Here is a 25,293-nt window from a genome sequence, read left to right as displayed (position 1 = left end):
TCAGGAGGTCCGGATGACGCCGAGATCGCGGCCCATCTTCTCGAGGACCTCGTAGGGTGCGTGGGTGGCGGTCACGAAGCCGGTATAGGGCCAGGGCAGGAGCTTCTTCTCCTCGTCGGAGAGACCGGCGAGCGCCGCCGCCAGGACCTCGGCGCGGGCCTGCGGGAAGCTCTTCGACACGACCACGCACTCGTTCGGCAGCGGATCGGATTCCCAAACAACCGTGTTGGACGTCGCCTGGATCGTGCCGTTGCGGATCATGGTATTGCGATGGGTGTCCCAGCCAGTGGCGAGGTCGACCTGGCCGTTGACGGTCGCCATCTGGGCGGCGGCGGCGGAAGCACCCTCCGCATAGCGACCGAAGAAGGTCTTCGGCTCGATGCCCTTCGAGCGGAGGAAATGGGTCGGCACGAGCCAGCCCGAGGTCGAGCCGACGTCGAGCATCTGCATCGACTTGCCCCTGGCGTCATCCGGGAATTTGGCGATGGTGAGCCCGGGACGGCCGACGATGATGGCCTTGTAGGTGGGGATGCCGTTGACCAGCATCGTGTTGATGATGCGCGCCTCGCCGCGCACCTTGGCGAGGATGTAGCCCCACGGGCCCATCTGCGCGACGTCGATCTGCTCGTTGGCGAGCGCCGTCGCGATGCCGGCCCAGTCGTTGGCCACCTGCAGTTCGAGGTTGAAGCCCGCCTTGTCGGCGATGGCCTTGTAGACCGGCTCCCAGACGCGGCGGGTGTCGGCCTGGGTCGGCTGCTGCGGGCCGAGGCCGATCTTCAGCGTCGGGCGGGCCTGTGCAAGGGCGGGGGCGGCGATGGCGGCGCCTGCGGCGGCGAGAAGGATGCGGCGATCGATCAGGGTCATGACAGGTCTCCTTGGGGGGTCGAGATCACTTGACGGCGGTCATGGTGACGCCGTCGATGAACCAGCGCTGGGCAGCGAGGAAGGCGATGACGAGGGGGGCGGTGATGGCGGTGGCCGCCGCCATGAGCGGGCCGTAATTCGTGCCGGCCTCGGCATTGGCGAAGAAGACGACGCCGAGCGGCGGGGTGGCGAGGTGCTCGGACTGCACGACGATGAGCGGCCAGAAGAACTCGTTCCAGTTCCACACCAGCGACAGGACACCGAAGGCGATCACCGCTGGCATGGCCGTCGGCATCATGATCCGCCAGACGATGGCGAACTCGCCGAGCCCGTCGAGACGGGCGGCGTTGATGAGATCGTCCGGCACGGTGAGGAAGAACTGCCGCATCAGGAAGATGCCGAAGACCGAGATGGTCGAGGGCAGGATGATGGCGGCATAGGTGTTCAGCAGCCCGACCTGCCAGAGCAGGATGTAGAGCGGGATGGCGGTCACCTGCGGCGGGATCAGCAGGCCGAGCAGGACCAGCATGAACATGGTCTCGCGGCCGCGCCAGCGCAGCTTCGCCAGCGCATAGGCACAGGGCAGCGCCGTCAGCAACTGGCAGGCGAAGATGGACCCGGTGACGATGAAGCCGTTGAGGATGTAGCGGGCAAGCGGCTGCTTGGTGAAGGCATCGGCATAGTTCTGCCAGGCGTGCCACTGTTTCGGCAGCAGCGTGAATTCCGGTGCGAAGATCTCGCCCGACGGCTTCAGGCTGACCGAGATCATGATGACGAAGGGGGCCAGCATCAGGAAGGCGCCGAGGCCCAGCACCGCATGGCGGAAGAGCTGGAAGCCGAGGCCGGTCGCGGCGATGGAGCGCGTGCGCATGGGGCCCCTCAACCGTAATGGGTGTTGCGTTCCTGGAGGCGCACCTGGATGACGGTGACCAGCAGGACGAAGCCGAGGAAGACGACGGTGAGGGCCGCCGCATAGGCCGAGCGCAGGAAGGAGAAGCCCTCCTGGTACATCTGGAACAGCAGCACGTTGGTCGCCTTGTTCGGGCCGCCGTCGGTCAGCACCTGCACCGTGTCGAAGACCTGGAAGGCGCGGATCGCGGTGATGGTGACGACGAAAAGCATGGCCGGGCCGAGCATCGGCCATGTCACCCGGCGGAAGCGCTCGAAGGGGCCGTCGGCACCGTCCACCGCGGCGGCCTCGTAGAGATCCTTCGGGATCGCCTTCAGCCCGGCGATGAAGAGCACCATCGACAGGCCGATCGCCTGCCAGATGCCGATCACGCCGAGGGCGAAGAGCGCAGTGTCCGGGTTCTTCAGCCAGTCGGTCGTGGGAATGCCGACCAGGGCGAGGGTCCTGTTGATGGCTCCGACCGTCGGATGGAAGGCGAACTGGAAGACCAGGGCCATGGCGAGCAGGGTCGAGACCACCGGCAGGAAGAAGGCGGCGCGGTAGAAGCCTCTGAGGCTCTCTCCCGCCTCGATCAGGATGGCGGCGCCGAGCCCGAGAAAGACCGAGAGCGGCACCACGAAGGCCACATAGGTCAGGGTGTTGCGCAGGGTCTTCCAGAACACCGCGTCGCCGGCCATCTCGCGGTAGTTTTCGAGCCCCGCCCAGGCGATCTCCGGCATGCCGAAGGTCCAGTCGGTGAAGGACAGCACGAAGACGGCGACCGTCGGCCCCAGCAGCAGGATCCAGATCAGCGCGAAGGCCGGTCCCGCCAGCACCCAGGCGGCGAGCTGCTCGGCCGTCTCGCCCGCCCGCGCGTGCGCGCGATGGTCGAGGCGTGTCGGTGCGGCGAGGGCGAGGTCAGACATGGACCGTCACCCCCCGCGCGGCCGGCGTCAGAGCCGGGGTGGACTGGCGGACCGCGATCCGCTTTCCGTCCTTGCCGAAGACCAGGACCCGGCGCGGGTCGGTCGACAGCGCGACCGGGTCGCCCTTTTTCAAGGCCGCTGCCGCCGACGGTTCGATCCGCGTGACGAGAGGCCGGGTCAGCGGGCTGGCGACGACATGGACCAGCGTCTCGGCGCCGAGCATCTCGACATGACGGATCGTGCCGACGAGGGCGATGGCGTCACTGGCGGCCCCGCGCGTCACCATCAGCGCCTCGGGGCGGATGGCAACCGTCACTTCGGCACCCGGCTGGCCCTCGACCGTGACCGGCCAGGGCGTCCCGATCACCTCGACGCGTCCGTCGGCGCCGATCCGGCCCGGCAGCGTGTTGATCTCCGGCGTCCCGATGAACGTGGCGACGGCGAGATCCTGCGGATCGTCATAGATGACCTGCGGCGGGGCGACCTGCAGAAGGTGGCCCCCCATCATGACAGCCACCCGGTCCGACATGGTCATCGCCTCGGCCTGGTCGTGGGTGACGTAGACGAAGGTGGCGCCGAGCGAGCGGTGAAGTTCGGAAATCTCGGTGCGCGCCTGGACGCGCATCTTGGCGTCGAGGTTGGACAGCGGCTCGTCCATGAGGAAGGCCTTGGGCCGCCGCACCATGGCGCGGGCGAGCGCCACGCGCTGGCGCTGGCCGCCGGAGAGCTGGGCCGGCTTGCGGGCGGCGAGATGGCCGATGCCGAGCCCATCGGCCACGGCCTTGACGTCCCGGTCGATGCCGGCACGGGCTGCCCGCGCCCCTGGCATGAAACGTCCCGCCAGGGGCAGACGCTGGAGTGCCGACAGGCGCCGCATCTCCAAAGGCAGGGCGATGTTCTCCGCCACCGTCATATAGGGGTAGAGGGCATAGGACTGGAACACCATGGCGACGTCGCGGGCCTTCGGCGGCAGGTCGTCGACCATGCGGTCGCCGATGAGGACATCGCCGGAATCCTGGGTCTCGAGGCCGGCGATGATGCGCAGCAGCGTGGTCTTGCCGCAGCCCGAGGGACCCACCAGCGTCAGGAATTCGCCATCGGCGATGTCGAGCGAGACGCCGTGCAGGATCTGCGCGTCCTTGAAGCTCTTCCGGATGTTCCGAAGCGATATGCCGGCCATCGTCCCGCCTCCGCCGTCGAGGCGACGGCTTCACTTGTCGCCTTTAAGCCGACAAGTTAACGGGCGTGTGACGGTTCGCCGGAAATGCCGCAGTGCGGCGAAGCGCTTCAGAGAGTGTCGATGCGCAGGATGAGGCTGCCGCTGGGGATGACGGCATTGCCATAGAGCAGCGGCCGGCTTTCGGCGTCGCTGTCGACATACATCATCACCAGAACCGGGGCATCGAGCGGGATGGCCAGCGCTTCCGCCTCGCGCGGCCGGGGCATCCGGCAGTCGATCCACGTCGAGGTGCGGAAGAACTGGTCGACGCCGAATTCTGCCAGCGCCTCGGTGAAGCTGCCTGTCCGGCGCACCGCCGCGTCGATCCCGGCAAAGCGGACATGTTCCAGCACGTGGTAGGAATAGATCAGGAGGGCAGGGGCAGCGCCGCGCACGCTCTCGACGAGCAGAAGGGGCGTTCCCTCGGCCAGTCCCAGCAGCCCGCCGACGGAGGAACTCGCCGCCCGCTCGCTGGCATCGATCACGCGTGCCGATGGCGCCGCATTCATCTGCCGCTCGATCTCGCTCCATTTGGAATCGCGGTTGATGCGATATTCCGGCGGCCGGTCCTCGACGAAGACGCCGCGCCCGCGCCGCGCCCGCACCATGCCCACCATGGCGAGATTGGCGAGAGCCGTCCGCACCGTGTGGCGGTTCACGGCGAACCGCTCGGCGAGGTCGTTCTCCGAGGGCAACTGGTCGCCAGGACCGATCAGGCCGGAGCGGATCTCCGCTTCCAGTTCGCTTTGAATGAGCCGCCAGACGGGAAAACGGTTCTTGCCCATCAGGGTCGCATTGGGGAGGGGGCTGGGCCATGAGGCCGTGAGGAAGACGTCAGGCACATGACGCCGGCCGCTCGGGCCGCGCCGGCGCGGACCTTGTCCTATCCGGACCTGTCGGCGTCGGCGCCGAACACCGCGTGGTCGCCGCGTTCGACCCGCGCCTCGCCGCGGATGACGCTGGCGTAGAAGTCGACCAGCCTGTCGGCGCCGGTCGAGGGGGTCGCATCGTCATCATAACGCCCGTTCACGGGATCCCAGACCAGCATGGATTCGGTGGCATAGTAGCGACCGATCCGCGCCAGTTCAGCCTTGGCAGCCAGGGACGGCACGACACGCCCGAGCAGTGCGAGGGCCGCGATGACGGTGTCGAGGACGCCGATCGGTACCCGCCGGTAGCGCTGCGGGCGTCCGGTGAGGGCGAAGAGCGCCTCACCCTGGTCGTGGGGGGTAAGGGCCGGCCCGGGCCCGCCGATCGGCAGGATGGCGTCGTGCTTGTCCGGGTCGTCGAGGCAATCGCAGAGGAAGGCGGCGAGATCGGCGTCACTGATCGGCTTGCAGGCCGTCAGGGTCCCGTCGCCGAACATCAGAAAGGGCTTGCCGGCCTGCACCCGGGCGATCTGACCAGACAGCGACTTGAAGAAGGCGGTGGGGCGGACGATTGAATAGGTCAGCCCAGAGTCGATCAGCGCCGTCTCGAAGGCGAGCTTGGCCTGCTGGAAGGCGAGGAGCGGCTTCTGCACGCAGATCGCCGAGAGCAGGACCATCTGGCCGGCGCCCGCCTGCCGGGCGATGGCGAGAACGTTCATCTGTGCCGCATGGTCGATGGCCCAGGCATCGTCCGGCGCCCCGGTTCGCGATGCGAGGCACGAGACGACCACATCGAAGCGGTCGTCCGGAGCGAGGAGGGGGCCGGGATCGGTGATGTCGCCGAAACGGATCGTCGCGCCCGCCAGGAGGCGCGCGATCTGCTCCCCGTCCAGACGCCCGCCGACCCCGGCGCGCGGCCTGACCAGGCACGTCACGGCATGTCCGCGTGCGACGAGGGCCGCCGCGGTTGCCTGGCCGATCGTGCCGGTTGCGCCGAACAGCAGGACGCGTCGCGGCCGCGGTGACGCGGCTGCGGCGGGACGGGTTCCGGTAGCAAGGGAGGCGTGAGGAGGTGGGTCCATGAGGGTCGTGTGATCAAGGCTGGTTCGGTGGCGGGAATCAAGCCGGGCACCGCCCACCTGAACGCTGGCGGTGCCCTCCGGTTCACCCGCATTCAAGACGTGCCGCAAGTCATCGTCTGGTCAGCCACAAGGAGGAAACGCATCGCCATGATCATGCCAGACTCCGGCATGGTGAACCGCCGGGCGCTGCTCGCCACTACGCCGGGCGCCGCCGCCGTGATGGTGACCGCCGGGCTCGCTCCCGCCGCCGCGCAGCCCTTGCCGTCCATCGCCCCGGTGACGGCCCCCGCCACCACCGCCATCTCGGTCGCCTCACCGGAGGAGATGCAGTGGGGCTGGCGCCGCCGGATGTCGCGCCGCTGTCGGATGTGGCGCCGCCGCCGCTATGACTGGTGACGATGCGCCGGTCGCCCGGCCAAGGACACGAGGTCCGCCGTCTCAGGATGGCGGGCCTCTGCGTTTGGGGAGCTCACATCGTGTCGGGTGTCTGGATCGGATCTTCCGGTTGCGGCGGAATGGGAACCGGCTCCGGCTGGTCGGGCTGGGGCGGGACAGGCGGCGGGCCTGGTTGGGGGAAGGGCTCGGGCATGGGCGGCTGCGGAGTGCCGAAATAGCATGTACCGAGAAGGATGGGCGAGTTCTGCATCATCGTGGTGGCCTCCGGGGTGACGCGTCAGGACAACGCCCGTCACAGGCCATCGTTCCGCGACCGGCGCCCGGTCCGGCAGCCATGCACCGTGCATCACCGGCATGTCTCGCCGGATTCCGGCGCTCAGAAGATCACCGGCTCGGCCACCGGCCCGCCGAAGCTCTCCTCAAGGAAGTCGAAGTCGCAGCCCTCATGGGCCTGCTTGATGTGCTTGGTGAAGATCCAGCCGTAGCCGCGCTCGTAATGGGCTTTCGGCGGCTGCCATGCGGCCTGGCGGCGTGCAAGTTCCTCGTCCGTGACCCGCATGTTCAGCGTGCGCCCGTCGACATCGAGATCGATGATGTCGCCGGTCTGCAGCAGCGCCAGCGGCCCGCCGATATGGGCCTCCGGTGAGACGTGCAGGATGCAGGCGCCGTAGCTGGTGCCGGACATGCGCGCATCGGAGATGCGGACCATGTCGCGGATGCCCTGTTTCACCAGCTTCTTCGGAATCGGCAGCATGCCCCATTCCGGCATGCCCGGCCCGCCATGCGGCCCGGCATTGCGCAGGACCAGAACCGTATCGGCGGTGACGTCGAGATCGTCGCGGTCGATCGCCGCCTTCATGCTGGGATAATCGTCGAAGACGAGGGCGGGGCCGCTATGCTTGAGGAAGCGCGGCGCGCAGGCGCTCGGCTTGATGACGCAGCCGTCGGGGGAGAGGTTGCCCTTCAGCACGGCCAGCGCGCCTTCCGCATAGATCGGGTTCTCGATCGTCCGGATGACATCGTCATTGTGGACTTCGGCACCGGCCAGATTCTCCGCCAGCGGCCCGCCGGTCACGGTGATGGCATCGAGATGAAGGTGGCCGGTCAGCCGCGTCATCAGCGCCGGCAGACCCCCGGCATAGTAGAAGTCCTCCATCAGATAGGTATCGCCGCTCGGCCTCACATTGGCGAGGACCGGCACCTTGCGGCTGGCCTTGTCGAAATCGGCGAGGCTGATGTCGACGCCGGCCCGCCGCGCCATGGCGATGACGTGGATGATGGCATTGGTCGAGCAGCCCATGGCCATCGCCACCGTGATGCCGTTCTCGAAGGCCTTGCGGGAGAGGATGTCGGTCGGCTTGAGGTCGTCCCAGACCATGTCGACGATGCGCCGGCCAGAGGCCGCGCACATGCGCTTGTGGTTGGCGTCCGGCGCCGGAATGGCGGAGGCGCCGGGCAGTGTGATGCCGATGGCCTCGGCGATGGCCGTCATGGTCGAGGCGGTGCCCATGGTCATGCAGACGCCGTAGGAGCGGGCGATGCCGCCCTCGACATCGGTCCAGTCGCGGTCGGAAATGTTGCCGGCGCGGCGCTCGTCCCAGTATTTCCAGGCATCCGAGCCTGAGCCCAGCGTGTGGCCCTTCCAGTTGCCGCGCAGCATGGGGCCGGCCGGCACGTAGATCATCGGCAGGCCGGCCGAGGTCGCGCCCATCAGCAGGGCCGGTGTGGTCTTGTCGCAGCCGCCCATCAGCACGGCGCCATCGACCGAATGGGAGCGGATCAGTTCCTCCGCTTCCATGGCGAGCAGGTTGCGGTAGAGCATGGTCGTCGGCTTGACGTTGCTCTCGGACAGCGACAGCGCCGGCAGTTCGATGGGAAAGCCGCCGGCCTGGAAGATGCCGCGCTTCACGTCGGCGACGCGGTCCTTGAAATGGGCGTGGCAGGGCTGGGCGTCGGACCACGTGTTGAGGATGGCGATCATCGGCTTGCCGACCCAGTCCTCCGGCGCGTAGCCCATCTGCATCCAGCGCGAGCGGTGTCCGAAGGACCTCAGGTCGTCGGGGGCGAACCAGCGGGCGCTGCGGAGATCCGCAGGGGTCTTGCGGCGGGTCATGGGCATCTCGTGTTGGGCGTTTCGACAGGGATGATCGGCTCTTCGCGGCCGGGGGCACATCCAAGGACGGGTGGCAGCCAATGGCAAGACGCACTGTCGAGGACAGCGGCGATTCCAGCCAAGCCGGCCATCCCGGGGCCTTGCCAGAAGCAGGATGATCGGTCCAGGGGCATCCTGGCGCCGGTGGGGCACCCGACGGGCAGCCGCATCGCGCTTGCGAAAACTCCCGGCGTGGCTAGGCTCCGCGACGCGCAGGGGGACTCAACGCGGGATCCCGGCGCCCGGAGAATCGACCATGCGCCGTATCGCCCTCGTTGCCGTCGTTGCACTCACCGCGCTCGCGGCAGGCGAGGCCCAGGCCGTCCGCATCCTCGGTCATGGGACCGATGCCTGCTCGGTCTGGCTGCGCGTGCGCACCACCCCGCAGGCGGCCGAATATCGCGAGTGGATGCTGGGCTACCTTTCGGCGTCGGCCTTCCACAAGAACAAGGATATCCTGCGCAACATGACCTATACGCAGGTCCTCGCGCGCGTCACGACCGAGTGCCAGCGCACGCCGACCAGGCGCCTCGACGACGTGCTCGACGCCTTCCTGCGCTGAGGCGAGCCACGCCGGCTGCGTGCCGCTGACGCTCCGCTTGGGAGCAGCGCTGTCGCGCGCCAACATCCGATCATGCAGCAAGTCCTGGCCCTCGGAGCTGTCGAACCGGGACGTTAGCGATTCAGCAAGAGAAAGAGAGACAAAATACGAATGATATTTACGTTATTTTTCCGGTATTTCGCATGTTTTATCTTCTTTTTTTGCACAGTCTCGTTCGGCGATTTCGCCGCGATACGCGTGGAAGCGTTGCGATCATCTTTGCCATTTGCCTGATTGCGATCTTCGGATTCATCGGTTCTGCGGTCGACTATTCGCGCGCCTCGCGCCTCCAGGCCAAACTCCAGTCCGCACTCGACGCGGCGGCAGTCGCGGCCTCGTCCCGCGCCTCGGGCAAGACCGCAGACGAGATCCGGGCGGATGCACTGACCTATTTCGCCGCCCAGTTCAGGGAACCGGGCATACCGACACCTCAGGTCGTCGCCACCGTAACGGATTCGACGCTCGAACTGACAGCCACGTTCCAGATGCCGGCGAGCTTCCTGCCCGTCATCGGGATCGATTCGGTCGGAGTGGGCGCCGTCGCCAAAACCGCCTGGGGCATCACCCGCCTGAGGGTGGCCCTGGCGCTCGACAATACCGGCTCGATGGCGAGTGCCGGCAAGATGGACGCCCTCAAATCCGCGACGCTGAGCCTGCTTTCCCAGTTGCAGGCCAATGCCCGCAACGACGGTGACGTCCTGGTCTCCATCGTCCCCTTCGCCAAGGTGGTCAATGTCGGCACGGCCCATCGCAATGCGCCCTGGATCCGCATGGCGGATGCGACGGTCTGCACATGGTGGGGATGTTCGACGACCTGGAGCGGTGCGATCCAGGATCGCGACAGGAACAATGACATTACCAATGCCACGCCGATCGGCTCGTCGACCTATTTTCCGGCAATGCACGAGAGCTACACCGGCGGCACGCCTGTGGCGATCCAGCCTCTGACGTCGAACTGGGGCCAGTTGCGTTCGACGGTGGCGCAGATGCGGCCACAGGGGAACACCAATCAGGTCATCGGCCTCGCCTGGGCCTGGCAGACCCTGACGCAGGGATCGCCGATGCACGCCCCCGTCGAGGATCCGAAGTTCACCTTCAAAAGAGCGATCATCCTCATTTCCGACGGTTTGAATACGGAAAGCCGGCACTCCAGCCGTCAGAGCGAGATCGACGCGCGACAAGCCCTGCTGTGCCATGCGGTCAAGGCTGCCGGGGTGACGCTCTTCACCATTCAGGTCAATACCGGAGGCGATCCCACTTCGGCAGTGCTCAGAGCCTGCGCCAGTAGCAGCGACAAGTTCACCCTGATGACCAACCCGACGCAACTCCTGACAACGCTGACGGATATTGGCGGCCAGTTGACGCGGCTGCGCCTGACGCGCTGATCGCGCCGCAGCGGAAGACCCCGGACGGATCCGGGGCCTTCGCCAGCGGTGAAGGGCGCGGGCGCTAGCGGCGTGCGAACCGGCCGCCGTGACCGCGCCCACCCATCGCAAAGCCCGGACGGGGTCCCGGACGGCCCATGAACGGACCCGGGCGCGGGCCGGGCCGGCCGACGACGGGACCCGGGCGCGGGCCCGGGCGGGCGACGAAAGGCGCGGGTCGCAGCAGGCGCACCTGGCGGCAGGCCGGATGGCCGGGGTTACGGGCGCAGATGCTGCCGAGCGGGCCGGACGTTGCACCGGCGGGAAGCTGGACACTGCCGGCGAAGGGACCGGGACGGCGGCATCCGGGTGCAAACGGCCGGGTTGCGCATCGCGGGCTGCACCAGGACGGGCGGATGCCTGTCGCGCATGACGGCGGCAGTCCGACATGACCGGGACGGCAGCCGAAGGCCCAGGGATGGCGACGGCAACGGTCGATGATGACGATCCCGCCGCCGGGAATGAAGGCGGGGCCGACGGGGATGATCTCCGGGCCGCCATGGGCGAGGACCGGACCCGAGGGCGCCATGCGGGGCGGGGCATAGCGTGCCACGGGCGCCGGCGGGGCGGCGGTGCGGCAGCCCTGGTTGAATGCGGCCTGGTCCTGTGTCTGCCAGCCGTCACGTGGCGGCTGGTTGCCATGCTGCTCGGGCAGCATCGGCGCCCAGCTCACCTGATGCGGCTCGGCGCGCCAGACCACCCAGCCGGGGCCGAAATTGGCGTCGGCCGCCCAGATCCAACCATGCTGGGGATCATTGGCCCAGCGGCCGTGACGGTGGACGATGGCGCCCCAGGGCGTCGGATCGTTGAACACCCAGGTCCGTTGCTCGCGGTCGAACTGCCAGTGGCAGCGCGGATAGGGCGACCAGCCCGGCATGGCGATCCGCTCGGACGGTTTCCACACCTCGCCATAGAGCGGGTGGGCGTGGAAGTCGCCGAACTGCTGCAGAGTGGCGCGGAAGGCATCCATCGGGCTTGGCATCCGCTGCTGGATGGCGGCACCCGGGCTGCCCTCCTCGGGCGGTGGCGGAGGCGACCCCGTGCCGGGGGCGGTGGCAAGGGCCTGGCCGATCGACAGGCTCATGGCCAGCGCGAGCGTCGAGACGACGGATGCAATGCGTGAATGGAATGTCCGGGACATGACAGCTTTCCTCGCGGGCGCCGGGTGCGCTCCCCATCCGTCGTTCGGCGCGGGGGAAAGGTTCACGCATGGCGGTGAGAAGGGTGGCCTTGGTGATCCCGGTCAGGCCTTTGATCGGACAAGATCTTCGGCTACACACGCTGCATGTGGCTGAACCAGCGAACCGTCGACGCAATCAGGCTGATGGCAGAGCTGTCGGCCCGCTGGCCCCATGCGGTCAAGGCGGCCGAACTGGCGGCCATCACCGGCATCACCTTCCTCAATGTCCAGAAGACGGCCCATGCCCTGTCGCGCGCCGGACTGCTGGAGGCCGAGCGCGGCCGCTACGGCGGTCTCAGGCTGGTGCGGGCCGCCGACGAGATGAAGGTGGCCGAGATCGTCCGCGCCTTCGAGCCGGCGGACTGCCCGGTCAATTTCCTCGACGCCGATCAGACGCGTGACCCCGTATCGACGCTGATGTTCCGCGCCCATCGCGGCTTCTTCCAGCCGCTGGAAGAGACGACGCTCGCCGATATCGAGCCCCGCGCCATCGCCCGCAAGGATGGTCAGGCAGCGCCGCGGGCGAGCCGCATCCCGGCATAGTGCTGCGGCAGGACCACCGGCAGACCGCCAGTGCCGTCCGCCTCGCGGCAGAGGTCCACGCCGAACACCTCGCGCACCGCCGCCCGCGTGATCACCGCCCCCGGCGCGCCGAGCGCATGCAGCCGGCCGCCGCTCATCACCAGGATCCGGTCGGCGAAGGTCGCCGCGAGGTTCAGGTCATGCAGGACGGCGATGACTGCAACGCCCGCGCGCGCAAGGCCCGTGGCGCTCTCCATCAGCGCGATCTGGTGGGAAAGGTCGAGATTGGCCACCGGCTCGTCGAGGAAGAGGACCTGCCGCGTGCTGGTCTGCCGGCCCGCCTGAAGTTGCGCGAAGGTACGGGCGAACTGGACCCGCTGCTGCTCGCCGCCCGAAAGTGTCTGGTAGCTGCGGGCTGCCAGGTGGGCGATGTCGGCGGCATCCAGCGCGTCGGCGATGATTCGCTCGCGCAACGGCCTTGCCAGGGCGCGCCCGACGCTGTCGATGCCGATCCGCACCACTTCGGCCACCGTGAAGGGAAAGGCGAGTCGGCTCGCCTGCGCCATCACCGCGCGCTGCGAGGCGAGCTTCCAGGCGGGAATCGTGGCAAGGGGGACGCCTTCCAGCCGGATGGTTCCGGCCGATGGCGCCAGTTCGCCGGTCAGCAGCTTCATCAGCGTGGTCTTGCCGGCGCCGTTCGGGCCGACCACGACCAGGATCTCGCCGGCCGCGACGCTCAGCGATATCGCGTCTACGGGTTTGTGCCGGCCATAGGCGACACCGATGCGGTCGGCCTCAAGCAGGGTGTTCATGCATCGAGCGTCCGGTCGCGGCGCAGCAGCAGCCACAGGAAGAAGGGCGCGCCGATTGCCGCCGTGAGGATGCCGATCGGCAGTTCCGCCGGGGCGACCATCGTCCGCGCCAGGAGATCGGCTCCGGTCAGGAGGATGGCGCCGAGCAGGGCGGACAGAGGCAGCAGCACCCGGTGATCCGGGCCGAAGAGCAGCCGGATGAGATGCGGCACGACGATGCCGACGAAGCCGATGACCCCGGCTGCCGCGACGCCGGCGCCGACCGCGACCGCCACCATCAGGATCGCGGCGCGCTTCACCGCCTGCACTGGGATGCCGAGGTGATAGGCCTCGGCCTCGCCGAGCAGCAGCGCGTTGAGACCCCGCGCCAGGAAGGGCACGGCGAGGAGGATCGGCAGGATCAGCGGCGTCACCGTCGCTACCTTTGTCCAACTCGCTCCGGACAGCGAGCCGAGCGACCAGAAGGTCAGGTCGCGCAACTGGCGATCGTCGCTGACGAAGGCGAGAAGACCGGTCAGCGCCCCGGCGAAGGCACCGAGGGCGACGCCCGCCAGCAGCATGATCGCCACCGAGGTCCGCCCGTGGCGGGTGGCAACGGCATAGAGGATCAGGGTCGCGGCCAGGCCGCCAAGGAAGGCGCCGAACGGCAGCAGCACGAAGGGCAGCTGCGCGGCGACCGTGCCAAAAAGGTGGTCGCCGAGCACGATGGTGAAACCCGCTGCAAGCGCGGCCCCTGACGACACGCCGACAAGGCCGGGATCGGCGAGCGGATTGCGGAACAGGCCCTGCATCAGCGCGCCGGAGACGGCCAGGGCCGCGCCGATGAGGCAGGCCAGGACGAGCCGCGGCACCCGGATCGACAGGATGATCAGGGCATCGCGCCCGGCGAGCCCATCGCTGTCGCCGGTGGCCCAGGCCGTCATCACCCGCACGACCTGCCCGGGTGCGATCTTCACCGCGCCGCTGCCGAGAGACAGCACAGCCAGCAGCACGAGGAGGGCGACAAAGACGCCGACACCGATGGCCAGCCGCCGCCGCCGCGAGGCGAAGAGTCCCGCGACGGAAGGCGCTTCGGCGGCGATCGTCACGGCCGCGCGCCTGCGTAGACCGCTGCCATCAGGTCGCGCGCCGCTTCCGGCGTGCGCGGGCCGAAGCCGAGCAGATAAAGCCCGTCCATGGCGACCAGGGACCGGGTTCGGGCGGCCGGGGTCGCCGACAGCGCCGCCTGGCTGAAGACCTGCTCGGGGGATGCCGCATGGGCGTTATGCTTCATCATCAGCACCACGTCGGGCGCCGCGGCGATCAGTCCCTCATCGGTGAGCGGCTTGTAGCCCTCCACCGTCTCGGCGGCATTGACCGCACCGGCGAGGCGGATGATCGCATCCGCGCTGCTGCGGGCACCGCCGACCATGACGCGGCCATTCTGCAGCGACAGCACGAAAAGCACCCGCTTGCGCGCGGCGAGGGCGTCGCGCTGCTGTTTGAGTGCGGCAAAGCCGGCCTCGACCCGGGCCGCCAGCGCCTCGGCCCGGTCCGTGGCATCGGCGATGCGGCCGATGGTGCGGATGCGGGCGGCGACGCCGGCCTCGGACGTGTCCTCCGAAATCCGGACGACGTTCACCCCCGCTTCGGCGATGAGTTTGATTGTGTCGGGCGGGCCGGCGCCTTCGACGGCAAGGAGGTCGGTCGGGCGCAGCGACAGCACGCCCTCGGCGGAGAGTGCCCGGACATAGCCGACATTGGCCTTTTCGCGCATGGCCTCGGCAGGATGAAGGCTCGTGGTATCGACGCCGACCAGCAGGTCTTGGCGGCCGAGCGCATAGAGAATCTCGGTGATCACACCGCCTGCGGCAACGATACGGCGCTCGGCGGACGATCCCGGGCGGGCGCCGACCATGAGGCCGACCGCGGCGGTGAGGAGCGTCCGGCGCGACGGCCCCCGGGCGGCGAAAAGGACGGGCCGGGTCATTTGGTCAGGATCAGTTTGTCGTTGGCGGTGACGCGAAGCCGGTAGCGCTCCCCCTTGTGGAGGATGACCGCCTCGCGCCCCGTCCCGAGGATGGCTCCGACCTCGACCACAGGAACCGTCGCGACGCTGCTGCCGGTCGCTGTGAGCAGGTCCATGCGATCGTCGGGAGGATAGCTGGAGGGGGAGGGGATCATCGGATGGCCCAGTTTAGAATGATAACAATCGATCAGATCTCTCTGGAAACATTAAAAAGTGCTTCTCTGTCTCTGATTGTTGACATTGATAGTCAGCATAATTAGCAATCGTCAACAGCGTCGCGTCGGGCATGACCGGACGGCGCCCATGCCAGCCAGCCGGACGCCCCTTGCGTCGAGCCAGCCAGCCTCATGAAACCTCTTCAGGCTCGCGGTCTCGAACATGTTCCTCCGTCACGCTCGTCAGGCGCTCATGGCGTCGGTTTCCCTTCTGGTCCTCACCACCAGCCCCGGTCTTGCGCAGAGCGAGGCGCGGCCGGCCGATGGTCGCACGCCCTCCGCCCAGGACGAGATCACCGTCTCCGCCGAACGCACGCCCTCCACCGTGTTCAACTCGCCCGGCACGGTGACGGTCATCAACGAGCGGCAGATCCAGGAGAACCTGATCCAGGGCCCCCGTGATCTCGTCCGCAACGAGCCGGGGCTTGCGGTGGGCAATTCGCCGCTGAGGGCCGGCACCGGCGGCTTCAACATTCGCGGCATCGGCGAAAACCGCGTGCGCATGGAGATCGATGGAGTCCGCATTCCGGAATATCCGGGTACCAACCTCACTCCAGGCCTCTACACCCGCGACCTCGTCGACTTCGACAGCCTCAAGCGCATCGAGATCATCCGGGGGCCGGCTTCGGCCCTCTACGGGTCAGATGCGATCGGTGGGGTCGTCGCCTTCGTCACCAAGGATCCCGGCGACTACCTCCGCGAAGTGGGCCGCGACTGGTACGCAGGGACGAACCTCTCCTACAACAGCGTCGACCGCTCGTTCTCCCAGACATATACGGGCGCAGCGCGGCGCGGTCCCTGGGAAGCGCTGTTCCAGTATACCCGCCGCGACGGCTCCGAGACGCAGATCAACTCCGCCACCCGCCGGGCCAATCCGCAGAACTTCCAGGTCAACAACTTTCTTGCGAAGCTGATCTACGAGACGCCCGATTCCGGCCGCTGGCGTCTGACGGTCGAATCCTTCAACCGCACCGCGGGCATCAACCTCCTGTCCGACCGCGTCGGCAGGTCACCGGGAGGCGGCCCCCCGACGCCGAACGCCAACCTCATCGCCTCGTCGATCGCCCACGACATCAACCGCCGTTTCCGGGTCAGCCTGGACTGGACGCAGCAACTGTCCTGGGCCCTGGCCGACGAGGTCAAGGTTCTGCTCTATGCGACCGATTTCGATCGTCAGGAGCATCGCCAGCAGCTCCGGCGCACGCCGGCGGCTCCCGATCCGGCGCCCGCCAACCGTCGGCGCATTGCCGATTACGATTTTCGCCAGCAGATCTTTGGCACCGACATCCAGTTTTCGGCCTTGCGTGACTACGGTGGCTGGGAGCACCGCTTTGTCTATGGCGTGAACGTCGATTTCACGAAGACGTCCCGGCCGCGCACGGCGACCGAGACCAATCTCGTGACCAACGTCACCGTCCCGGTCGTGGCCGGCGAAGTCTTCCCCAACAAGAACTTCCCCGATTCGTCGACGATCCAGGCGGCCGCCTTTGTGCAGGACACGATCCGCTTCGGTGCGTTCCGCCTCATTCCGGCGCTCCGACTCGATTTCTATCATCTGACGCCGCATCCCGACGCGGCCTTCTTCAACTCCAATTCCGGCGGCTTCGCCATCGGCAGCAAGTCAGCCTTCTCCGTCTCCCCGAAGCTTGGCGCGACCTATGACCTGAACGAGAACCTGCGCGTCTTCGCCCAATATGCCCGGGGTTTCCGCGCCCCGCCCTATGACAACGCGAACTTCGCCTTCACCAATCTCGTCTCGTTTTACGAGGTTCTTCCCAACTTCAATCTGCGCCCGGAGACGAGCGACAGTTTTGAGGGTGGCTTGAGGGGGCGCTTCGCTGATGGGTCCAGCTTCCAGCTGACGGCCTTCTACAACCATTACCGCGACTTCATCGACCAGGTGACCATCGGAACGCGTCCGAGCGGCGTGCCGGGCTTGCCGATCTCGCAGTTCCAGTTCCAGAATATCCCTTCGGCCCGCATCTTTGGATTTGAGGCGCGCGGCGAGTGGCGGATGACGCCGGAATGGACGCTGACGGGTGCGCTGGCCTATGCCAACGGTCGCAACCTCACCCTGAACCAGCCGATCGAATCGGTCGATCCCTTCACCGCGACAGCGAGCCTGCGCTATGCCAGTCCGCAGAACTGGATGATCGAGGGCCGCGCCAAGTTCGTGGCTGCGAAGACCGAGGTCATCGATCCGATCCCGACCACAGGTGGCGCGCCCCAGCCCGCCCTGAAGCCGGGCGCCTATGCGGTTTTCGATCTGATCGGCGCCTACCAGATCTCACCGAACGTGACGCTGCGGGCCGGGATCTTCAACATCTTCAACGCCCGGTATTTCAACGCCATCGACGTTCGCGGCCTCGCATCCACCAATCCCAATCTTGAGCTCTTCCGGGCTCCCGGTCGTTCGGTGTCGGCGAGCCTGTCCGCCAGGTTCTGAGGTCAGCATGGCGTTCCCTTCGACCGCGCGCAGGACACCGGAACAGGCAAGGGCCCATGCCAGCCGCTCCCGGAGCCGAAGCGCTGTCGAAACGCCTCCGGCCTTGGGACGGGCGGGGCCTGTCAGAGACGTCATGATGCTGGCCATCCCGCCAACCGCGGCCGATGACGGCGATGCCGCTCCGGCCGTGATGGTGGCGAGCCAGTCGGACCCGCGTGCCGAGGTGCCCGAGATCCAGCTGGCGCCACCGGTCACGGGCCAGGCCGACATCCCGCAGATCGCCCATGCAGCCGACGCTCCCGCTGCCCCGGCGCGCACGTCTGCCGCCGCCGGGCGCATCTTGCTGTCGGTCATCGCCTCCCTTGTGATGCATGTCGGCGCCGCCGCGGCGATCGTCTGGTTGAGTTGGGCCGCGCCGCTGCCGATCTCGGCCGGCGAGGAGGGCATCCCGGTGGAACTCGTCGTCGCCTCCGACACCGGCGCTGCCGCGCAGCAGGATGCGGCGAGCGGCCGGCACGAGTCGGGAGACTCCACGACCGACAGTCAGGCAGCGCAGCAGGTCGAGGCCCCGCCCGTCGAGCCGCCGCCCGCGCCATCCGCAAGCGATCCCGTCGAGACGGCCTCCGAGGAGCCGCCCGTCGCCCAGCCAGATCCGCTGACCACGGCCGAGCGCATTCTCGACCAGCTGCCGCTGCCGCCCATGCCCGAGCTCCTGCCGATTGACGACCGGCCTGCCGGCCCGGTCCTGGCGGAGGCCCAGGCCGAGCCCGTGACAGAGGCGCCGGCGCCTCCACCCATGGCGCCTGCAGCACCTGCTCTCGAGCAGCCTCCGGTGGCGGCCGCGCTTCCGCCCCCGCCCGCGCCCCAGGACGCGCCGCCGCAGCCCTCGACGCTGCCCGAAGCCGCACAGATGATCGACACGCCGGAGCCTGCCGAGGTTCAGGCCACGGTCGAACCGCGGCCGGCCGAGCCGCCGCCGGTCGTCCCGGAGACAGCCCCGCAGTCTCCCCCGCCGCCGCCTGCCGTCCAGCAGAGCGAGACGCCCCCTGCGCCACCGGTTCGCCGCGAGGCGACCCGCCCGCCACCGACCCGCCGCGAGGCGCCGACGACGCAGGAGCGCCGCCGCCCGACGCGCCAGGTTGCCGCAAACGCGCAACCGGAACACCCGGCCCGCGCCGCCCCGCAGGCCGAGTCCCGCGCCAGCCTCGCGGAGCGCGGCCAGGGGATCGGCCAGCGCAACCGTCAGCAGTCGAACGCGACGGGGCCATCCGGGGCGTCCAATGTCGCCGCCGTCGCCGCCTGGCGCCAGCGCGTCCTCGCCCATCTCGCCCGCTACAGGGTCTATCCGGAACAGGCGCGCGAGCGCGGAATCCGCGGCCGTACCGGCGTCGCCTTCACGCTCACGGGCAATGGAACGGTGGCCTCCGTGTCGATCGCCTCCTCGTCGGGGGCGGCCATTCTCGATCAGGCGACGCTCACCATGGTGCGTCGCGCCCAGCCCTTCCCGCCGAATCCGGCCGGAGGTTCCGCCAGCTTCACGGCGGGAATAAACTACAGTCTGTATTGATGCCAGCCAGTCCGCGGGACGAGCCAGAAGGAAGACCTGCCATGTATATCGCCATGAACCGTTTCAAGGTCATCAAGGGCGCCGAGGCCGATTTCGAGACCATCTGGCGGACCCGCCAGTCCTATCTCAACGAGCTCAAGGGCTTCGTCGAGTTCGCCCTGCTCAAGGGCCCGGTCCGCGACGACCACACGCTCTACGCCTCGCATACCGTGTGGCAGAGCAAGGCCGATTTCGAGGCCTGGACCAAGTCCGAGCAGTTCCGCAAGTCGCATGCCCGTGCCGGCATGGCCGATGCAAAACCCACCTCCCTCGGCCATCCCGAGTTCGAGGGCTTCGAGGCTGTGCTGGTCGACGATAACCGTGGCAAGCCCTCCCTCGCTGCCGAGTGATGCCATGGCAGTGCAAATGTCTGCGGAACTGACCGCGCCCGAGGACCGTCTGGCGGCCGCGCGGGCCGCACTGGCCGCCAAGCCGGACGGCGTCATCGAGAATGTCGCGCGCGAGCACGGCCTCTCGCCCCGCCAGGTGCTGGCCATGCTCCCCCCCGGCGAGAGCATTGCCGCGCCCGCGGCGGCCTTCGAGGCGATCTGGACTGACGTCACCGGCTGGGGCGAGGTCCTGTTCATCGTCAACACGCCGGACATCGTGCTGGAGTGCCATGGCCCTCTGGTGGCGGGTTCGGCCGGCCACGGCTGGTTCAATGTCCATGGAGACAGCCCGATCGGCGGTCACATCAAGGCGTCGAACTGCAGCGAGATCTGTTTCGTCGACCGCGTCTTCCACGGCCGCCGTTCGCTGTCGATCCAGTTCTACAACGCCGCCGGCGAGGCCATGTTCAAGATCTTCGTCCGCCGCGACAGGGAGCGGGCCCTGCTGCCCGACCAGATCGTGAAGTTCGAGGCGCTCAGGGCGACATACGCCTGAAGACGGTGAACCGAGCGGATGAAGAAGGGCGCGGCCTCGGCTGCGCCCTTTGCCTTTGGTCTTCGCCGATGATGAAGCCGGAACCCGGCAGCCTGCGCTCAGAAATTGACCTTGTCGCCGCCCTTCAGGTCGAGGATCTCGCGGGCATCGTCGGGCGTGGCGATCTCCAGGCCCATGCCCTCGATGATCTGGCGCACCTTGGTCACCTGCTCGGCATTGTTCTTCGCCAGCTTGCCGGGGCCGATCCACAGCGAGTCCTCGAGGCCGACGCGCACGTTGCCGCCCATGGCGAGCGACATCGCGGCGATCGGCATCTGGTTGCGTCCGGCGCCCAGCACCGACCACTGGTACTCGTCGCCGAAGAGCCGGTCGGCCGTGCGCTTCATCATCACCACGTCCTCGTAGTGCCCGCCGATGCCGCCGAGGATGCCGAAGACCGATTGGATGAAGAACGGGGGTTTGATCACGCCGCGGTCGGCGAAATGCCTGAGCGTGTAGAGGTGGCCGATATCGTAGCACTCGACCTCGAAACGCGTGCCGTTATTGGCGCAGGTGGTGAGGATATACTCGATATCGGCCAGGGTGTTCTTGAACATGCCGGCGCGGGAGCCCTCGAGATAGGGCTTCTCCCAGTCGTATTTGAACTCCTTGAAGCGGTCGAGCATGGGGTAGAGGCCGAAATTCATCGTCCCCATGTTGAGGCTCGCCACCTCCGGCGCGTAATGGGCCGCCGGCTTGACGCGCTCCTCGACGGTCATGGTCTGCGACCCGCCGCTGGTGATGTTGATGGCGACGTTCGAGCTTTGCTTGATGACCTTCAGGAATGGGGCATAAGCCTCGATCGACTGGTCGGGGCGCCCGTCCTTGGGGTCGCGCGCGTGCAGGTGGACGATGGCGGCGCCCGCTTCCGCCGCCGCAATTGCGTTGTCGGCGATCTCCTGGGCCGTGATCGGCAGATGCTCCGACATGGACGGGGTGTGGATGGAGCCGGTGATGGCGCAGGTGATGATGACTTTCTTCGACTTCGCCATGGTGGGCTCCTTCGTCGGACTGCGGGAGAAATGAGGATCAGATCGGTTTCTTCTTCGCGCCGCGCTTGTGCGCCTTCAAGGCCGCCAATCGGCCGTCGCGCCATTTCGACAGGCGGGCTATGCGTTCGGGCGACTGCTCGCCCGGCCATTCCGCCATGATCGCGGTCTCGTTCGCCTGGGTGAAGACCTTGCGGCCGGTGAGGCGGGTGAGGCTTGGCCCGTAGCGCTGGTTGTAGTCGGGAATGCCGCCGGGGGCGTTCAGTTCGATGGTCTCGAAGGGTCCCATGAAGCTCCAGCGCAAGCCGAGCCCGTCCCGGATCGTCTTGTCGAGGTCTTCCGGAGACACCACGCCCGAGCCGACGAGATCGAAGGCTTCCGCCATCAGCACCGCCTGAAGGCGGTTGAGCACGAAGCCGTCGATCTCCTTTTTCACGGTGATCGGCACCTGGCCGACCTTCTCGTAGATGGAACGGGCCTTCTCGACCACCTTTGGATCGGTCCACGGCGCCGGGCAGAGCTCGACGATGGGCACGAGATGAGGGGGGTTCACCGGATGGGCGACGAGCACGCGGGAGCGGTGCTTCAGGTCCTTGGCCCAGAGCGAGGAGAACATGAAGGAGGTCGAGGAGACGACGATCGCGGAGGGCGGGGCGAGTGCGTCGATCGCCTTGTGGATGGCGATCTTGTCCTCGACCTTTTCCGGTCCGTTCTCCTGCACGAAGGCACAGCCTTTGAGGGCGTCGGCGAGAGTGGCGCAGGCGACGAGATTGCCAGCGGAGCCTTTCGCGTCCTTCACCAGATCCAGGTCCGCCAGTTCCTTCAGGTTCTTGGCGATATGCGCTTTCGCGGCTTCGGCAACGCCGGGTACCGGGTCATAAAGCGCGGTTGTCCAGCCGTGGCTGCAGAAGACCGTAGCCCAGGCGCGGCCGATCAGGCCCGATCCGACGATGGCGATGGTGGGCATGTCAGGAACCTCGTGTCGTGTTTGTCATCGGGCGCCAAGCGCATGGATTCCCGGGAGCGTCGGCGGATGTGGCGCTTTCCCCTCCTCCCGCTTGCGGAGGGGAGGGGGCAGGGGTGGGGGGTAAGGAAGCGGCACGCCTCAGGCAGGCAGCCAGGATGGTCTCGACCGCGCCGTCGAGGCTTTCGGCAATGTGCTGGTTGGTGACCCGCACCACCGCATAGCCGTGTGCGGCGAGATCGGCGTCACGCCTCTGATCCTTCCGCGCCTGCGCGCCATATCCATGGTGATCCACGTCGATCTCGATGACCAACTTCAGTCCGTGGCATGCGAAATCCACGATGTACGGTCCGATCGGCGCCTGCCGCCGCGGATGGAAGCCGGGAATGTCCAACTGCCGGATGGTATTCCAGATCAGCCGATCCTGAAAGGTCGCTTCCCGCCTCAGCCGGCGGGCGATGGGAATGCGGCGATCGCGGCGTCTGTCCATCGCGGCCCCCCACCCCTGACCCCTCCCTTCCGCAAGCGGGGGGAGGGGAATGGAGCCACTGCTTGGGACGGAGAGCAAGTCTGCTGCCGCGGCCGAGAGAGGGGGCCTTTCCCCTCCCCCCGCTTGCGGAGGGGAGGGGGCAGGGGTGGGAGGCATGAACGCTCCGGCCCGAAGCTTACCGCTGCGCCTCACAGCCACAGCACCTTGCGCCGCAGCTCCTGATCCTCGCGCAACTCCTTCGATGCGCCGTGCCAGGTGACCGCGCCGCGTTCCAGCGCCACCGTGCGGTCGGAGATCGCCAGTGCCAGATCGAGGTGATGGTCGACGATGATGATCGACACCTCGTGCCGCAACTTGTCAAAGGCCTCGAAGAGTTCCTCGGTGATCGCCGGCGACAGCCCCTCGAAGGGCTCGTCGAGCAGCAGAAGCCGCGTGTCGCCCACCAGGGCCCGGGCGACAGCCACCATCTGCTGTTCGCCGCCCGAGAGGAAATCGGCCGAGGTCGACCAGCGCTCCTTCAGCCGCGGGAAGAAGGCGAGGACCCGGTCCTCGTCCCAGTGGCGTCCGGCCCCGGTCCGACGTCGCAGCCGGCCGAGCATCAGGTTGTCCTTCACCGACAGCCCGGCGAAGAGACCGCGTCCCTGCGGCACATAGCCGACCCCGAGTCGCGCAACCTTGTCGGCAGGCAGGCCGGACAGCACGTCGCCGGCCAGCGCCACAGTGCCGGTCGCCGGCGGCGCGATGCCGGTGATGGTCTTCAGCACCGTCGACTTGCCGGCCCCGTTGCGGCCGAGCAGGGCGATGATCTCACCCGTTTTCACATCGAAGGAGACATCGTTGAGGATGTGGCTCTTGCCGTAGAAGGTGTTGACCCTGTCCAGGGTGAGCAGCGTCTCAGGCGTCGCCGCCGAGGCGCGTTCCTTCGCCGCCACCGCATGGGCGCCCGAGCCGAGATAGACCGCCTGGACGCGTTCCGACGACCGGGCCTCCTCGACCGTGCCGTCCACCAGCACGTCGCCGTCATTCATCACCGTCACGTGGTCGGCGATCTGGAAGACGCGGTCGATGTCATGCTCGACCAGCAGCACCGGGATGTCGCCCGAAATGGTCTTGATAATGTCGCCGACGCGCTTGCGTTCGGCCGCGGCGAGGCCCGCCAGCGGTTCGTCGAGCAGGAGGATGCGCGGCCGCGTCGCCAGCGCCAGGGCCATGTCGACGAGGCGTTGGCCGCCATAGGAGAGCGCGCCCGCCTCCGCCTGTTCGATGCCGCCGAGGCCGAGATAGCGGATGAGCGTATCGGTATCTGCGGCGAGGCCGGGCAGGGCACCGGCCTCCGCCCAGACACCGAACCGGCCGGCATGGCGTGCCTGGACCGCGAGCCGGACGTTCTCGTGGATGGTGAGACCGGGAAAGAGGTTGGTGATCTGGAACGAGCGGCCGACCCCGGCCTGGGTGATCGCCTGGGGTGAGAGGCCGCCGACCTCGCGGCCATCCAGCTTCACCGTGCCGCGGTCGGGCGGGAACATGCCCGACAGGAGGTTGAAGGCTGTCGTCTTGCCGGCGCCATTGGGTCCGATCATCGCATGCAGCGTGCGGTCCCTTACCGCGAAGCTGATGCCGCGCACCGCCTTGATGCCGCCGAAGCTCTTGGCAATGTCGTCGACCACCATGACCGCGCCGTCGCCCTGCCGGCCTTCGCGCACGAACTGGGGCGGCACGGGGCCCACCGCCTCGACGCGCCGCGCCGCCATGGCGGCATCGGTCTCGATGCGTTTGCGGAAGGGGGCGAGCACGCGCTCGGCGACGCCGATCAGGCCGGTGGGCGAGAAGACGATGAAGCCGACGAAGAGCAGGCCGAAGAACAGGAGCCAGCTCGAGGTGAAGAGCGAGAGATATTCGCGGAACAGCATGAAGAACAGCGCGCCCAGCGCCGGCCCCATGAAGCTGCGCATGCCGCCGATCACCACCATCGCCAGCAACTCGCCCGAGAACTGGATGGCGATCGTGTCGGCGGAGGTGAAGCGATGGTGGAAGGCCGAGAGGACGCCGGCAAAGCCGGTCAGCGTCGCCGAAATGGTGAAGGCGATCAGCTTGTAGCGGTCGGTATCGTAGCCGACGAAGCGGGCGCGCACCTCGTTCTCGCGCACCGCCACCAAGACGCTGCCGACCGGGGAGCGGTGGAACCGCTGCAGCAGGAAGACCACGGCAAAGCCAATGACCGCGACGAGGATGTAGAAGGCCCAGGGATTGTTGAGATCGGCGATGCCCCAATCCGGCCGGACAACGCCGCCGAGGCCGTTCTCGCCGCCGGTGAGTTCGGTCCAGCGGAAGGAGACGGTATAGGCGACCGCCGTCATGGCGAGGGTGAGCAGCGAGAAATAGACCCCGCGACGGCGGAGGATCAGCAGCCCGAGAAGGGTGGAGACCACGCCGACGAACAGAATGGAAAAGCCGGCAGGCAGCAGGATCTGTCCGGGAAAGAAATGGCGCTGCGCCAGCACGGCCGCATAGGCGCCGATGCCGAAGAAGGCGCCGTGGCCGAAGGAGACGAGGCCGGTATGGCCGACCAGGATGTTCAGCGCCAGGGCTGCGATGGCGAAGATCACGACGTCGGTCGCCGAGGTCAGCGTCAGGCCGATCGACAGCATGAAGACGGGCAGAACGACGAGCGCCGCGATGGCCGCCAGAAGGGTGCGGAAGGTCGGGGTCATCGGA

General features: G+C 67.8%; 24 protein-coding genes. 8 read left to right on the top strand and 16 right to left on the bottom strand.

Annotated elements, in window-relative coordinates; genetic code table 11:
- From phnD to Q0C57_RS07575, 6 genes are all read right to left on the bottom strand, one after another.
- Positions 1–864: a phosphate/phosphite/phosphonate ABC transporter substrate-binding protein gene (gene phnD, locus Q0C57_RS07600; RefSeq protein ID WP_296574425.1), complete on the bottom strand. Its 864-nt coding sequence runs from the start codon at positions 862–864 to the stop codon at positions 1–3.
- Between the two features lie 25 nt (positions 865–889).
- Positions 890–1,735: a carbohydrate ABC transporter permease gene (locus Q0C57_RS07595; protein ID WP_296574419.1), complete on the bottom strand. Its 846-nt coding sequence runs from the start codon at positions 1,733–1,735 to the stop codon at positions 890–892.
- Between the two features lie 8 nt (positions 1,736–1,743).
- Positions 1,744–2,679: a carbohydrate ABC transporter permease gene (locus Q0C57_RS07590; protein ID WP_296574416.1), complete on the bottom strand. Its 936-nt coding sequence runs from the start codon at positions 2,677–2,679 to the stop codon at positions 1,744–1,746.
- Entirely contained in the window at positions 2,672–3,859 is a 1,188-nt protein-coding gene (locus Q0C57_RS07585; protein WP_296574413.1) for an ABC transporter ATP-binding protein, read from the bottom strand. The genes Q0C57_RS07590 and Q0C57_RS07585 overlap by 8 nt, the downstream gene beginning before the upstream one ends.
- A gap of 107 nt (positions 3,860–3,966) precedes the next feature.
- On the bottom strand, positions 3,967–4,683 hold the full coding sequence (phnF, locus tag Q0C57_RS07580) for a phosphonate metabolism transcriptional regulator PhnF (RefSeq protein WP_296574411.1): 717 nt from the start codon (positions 4,681–4,683) through the stop codon (positions 3,967–3,969).
- 98 nt (positions 4,684–4,781) lie between these two features.
- Positions 4,782–5,768, bottom strand: coding sequence for an NAD(P)H-binding protein (locus Q0C57_RS07575; RefSeq protein WP_296574669.1), 987 nt, complete (start codon positions 5,766–5,768; stop codon positions 4,782–4,784).
- A 228-nt stretch (positions 5,769–5,996) separates the two neighbouring features.
- On the opposite strand from Q0C57_RS07575, the gene Q0C57_RS07570 reads away from it, so the two are divergent.
- Positions 5,997–6,245 (top strand): hypothetical protein, encoded by a 249-nt coding sequence (locus tag Q0C57_RS07570; RefSeq protein WP_296574408.1) that lies wholly within the window; start codon positions 5,997–5,999, stop codon positions 6,243–6,245.
- 376 nt (positions 6,246–6,621) lie between these two features.
- On the opposite strand, the gene araD is transcribed toward Q0C57_RS07570, so the two are convergent.
- The gene (gene araD / locus Q0C57_RS07565; protein ID WP_296574405.1) at positions 6,622–8,358 is read right to left on the bottom strand and encodes an L-arabinonate dehydratase; all 1,737 of its coding nucleotides are present in this window, start codon (positions 8,356–8,358) and stop codon (positions 6,622–6,624) included.
- Positions 8,359–8,653: 295 nt separating this feature from the next.
- Between araD and Q0C57_RS07560 the strand changes: the two genes are divergently transcribed.
- Together Q0C57_RS07560 and Q0C57_RS07555 are read left to right on the top strand one after the other, a co-directional pair.
- Positions 8,654–8,959 carry a hypothetical protein gene (locus Q0C57_RS07560; protein ID WP_296574400.1) on the top strand — a complete coding sequence of 102 codons (306 nt, stop codon included), beginning with the start codon at positions 8,654–8,656 and terminating at the stop codon, positions 8,957–8,959.
- A 182-nt stretch (positions 8,960–9,141) separates the two neighbouring features.
- A complete protein-coding gene (locus tag Q0C57_RS07555) occupies positions 9,142–10,383 on the top strand; it encodes a pilus assembly protein TadG-related protein (protein ID WP_296574398.1) in 1,242 nt (413 codons plus the stop codon).
- 64 nt (positions 10,384–10,447) lie between these two features.
- On the opposite strand, the gene Q0C57_RS07550 is transcribed toward Q0C57_RS07555, so the two are convergent.
- A complete protein-coding gene (locus tag Q0C57_RS07550) occupies positions 10,448–11,563 on the bottom strand; it encodes a DUF6600 domain-containing protein (RefSeq protein WP_296574395.1) in 1,116 nt (371 codons plus the stop codon).
- Between the two features lie 144 nt (positions 11,564–11,707).
- Here Q0C57_RS07550 and Q0C57_RS07545 point away from each other — a divergent pair, with 144 nt between their 5' ends.
- Complete coding sequence (locus Q0C57_RS07545; RefSeq protein WP_296574392.1) at positions 11,708–12,145, top strand: Rrf2 family transcriptional regulator; 438 nt, start codon at positions 11,708–11,710, stop codon at positions 12,143–12,145.
- Here the strand turns inward: Q0C57_RS07545 and Q0C57_RS07540 are convergent.
- From Q0C57_RS07540 to Q0C57_RS07525, 4 genes are read right to left on the bottom strand one after another with little or no spacing between them, the layout of a single operon-like run.
- Positions 12,109–12,936 (bottom strand): heme ABC transporter ATP-binding protein, encoded by an 828-nt coding sequence (locus tag Q0C57_RS07540; protein ID WP_296574391.1) that lies wholly within the window; start codon positions 12,934–12,936, stop codon positions 12,109–12,111. The genes Q0C57_RS07545 and Q0C57_RS07540 overlap by 37 nt on opposite strands.
- Complete coding sequence (locus tag Q0C57_RS07535) at positions 12,933–13,964, bottom strand: iron ABC transporter permease (RefSeq protein WP_296574667.1); 1,032 nt, start codon at positions 13,962–13,964, stop codon at positions 12,933–12,935. The genes Q0C57_RS07540 and Q0C57_RS07535 overlap by 4 nt, the downstream gene beginning before the upstream one ends.
- A 56-nt stretch (positions 13,965–14,020) precedes the next feature.
- Entirely contained in the window at positions 14,021–14,905 is an 885-nt protein-coding gene (locus Q0C57_RS07530; protein WP_296574389.1) for an ABC transporter substrate-binding protein, read from the bottom strand.
- The gene (locus Q0C57_RS07525) at positions 14,902–15,060 is read right to left on the bottom strand and encodes a hemin uptake protein HemP (protein WP_296574386.1); all 159 of its coding nucleotides are present in this window, start codon (positions 15,058–15,060) and stop codon (positions 14,902–14,904) included. The genes Q0C57_RS07530 and Q0C57_RS07525 overlap by 4 nt, the downstream gene beginning before the upstream one ends.
- Before the next feature lie 292 nt (positions 15,061–15,352).
- Between Q0C57_RS07525 and Q0C57_RS07520 the strand changes: the two genes are divergently transcribed.
- The 4 genes from Q0C57_RS07520 (at position 15,353) to hutX (ending at position 20,096) form a co-directional block, all read left to right on the top strand.
- Positions 15,353–17,605 carry a TonB-dependent hemoglobin/transferrin/lactoferrin family receptor gene (locus Q0C57_RS07520; RefSeq protein ID WP_296574383.1) on the top strand — a complete coding sequence of 751 codons (2,253 nt, stop codon included), beginning with the start codon at positions 15,353–15,355 and terminating at the stop codon, positions 17,603–17,605.
- Between the two features lie 133 nt (positions 17,606–17,738).
- Positions 17,739–19,172, top strand: a complete 1,434-nt coding sequence (locus tag Q0C57_RS07515; protein WP_296574381.1) for a TonB family protein — start codon at positions 17,739–17,741, stop codon at positions 19,170–19,172.
- A gap of 41 nt (positions 19,173–19,213) precedes the next feature.
- Complete coding sequence (locus tag Q0C57_RS07510; RefSeq protein WP_296574378.1) at positions 19,214–19,561, top strand: antibiotic biosynthesis monooxygenase; 348 nt, start codon at positions 19,214–19,216, stop codon at positions 19,559–19,561.
- 16 nt (positions 19,562–19,577) lie between these two features.
- A complete protein-coding gene (gene hutX / locus Q0C57_RS07505; RefSeq protein ID WP_296574664.1) occupies positions 19,578–20,096 on the top strand; it encodes a heme utilization cystosolic carrier protein HutX in 519 nt (172 codons plus the stop codon).
- A 98-nt stretch (positions 20,097–20,194) separates the two neighbouring features.
- Here hutX and Q0C57_RS07500 read toward each other — a convergent pair whose 3' ends face one another.
- The 4 genes from Q0C57_RS07500 to Q0C57_RS07485 all read right to left on the bottom strand — a co-directional run bounded on the left by Q0C57_RS07500 (position 20,195) and on the right by Q0C57_RS07485 (position 25,289).
- Positions 20,195–21,127, bottom strand: coding sequence for a 3-keto-5-aminohexanoate cleavage protein (locus tag Q0C57_RS07500; protein WP_296574375.1), 933 nt, complete (start codon positions 21,125–21,127; stop codon positions 20,195–20,197).
- A 37-nt stretch (positions 21,128–21,164) separates the two neighbouring features.
- Positions 21,165–22,091, bottom strand: a complete 927-nt coding sequence (locus tag Q0C57_RS07495; RefSeq protein ID WP_296574372.1) for a 3-hydroxyacyl-CoA dehydrogenase — start codon at positions 22,089–22,091, stop codon at positions 21,165–21,167.
- 1 nt (position 22,092) lies between these two features.
- The gene (locus Q0C57_RS07490; RefSeq protein ID WP_296574366.1) at positions 22,093–22,578 is read right to left on the bottom strand and encodes a DUF559 domain-containing protein; all 486 of its coding nucleotides are present in this window, start codon (positions 22,576–22,578) and stop codon (positions 22,093–22,095) included.
- Between the two features lie 188 nt (positions 22,579–22,766).
- Positions 22,767–25,289, bottom strand: coding sequence for a branched-chain amino acid ABC transporter ATP-binding protein/permease (locus tag Q0C57_RS07485; RefSeq protein WP_296574363.1), 2,523 nt, complete (start codon positions 25,287–25,289; stop codon positions 22,767–22,769).
- Positions 25,290–25,293 lie beyond the last annotated feature (4 nt).

This window comes from Phreatobacter sp., from assembly GCF_022843985.1.
Classification (GTDB): domain Bacteria; phylum Pseudomonadota; class Alphaproteobacteria; order Rhizobiales; family Phreatobacteraceae; genus Phreatobacter.
Note: the sequence above shows the minus strand (reverse complement) of the source record. Positions and strands in the feature narration are given on the sequence as shown.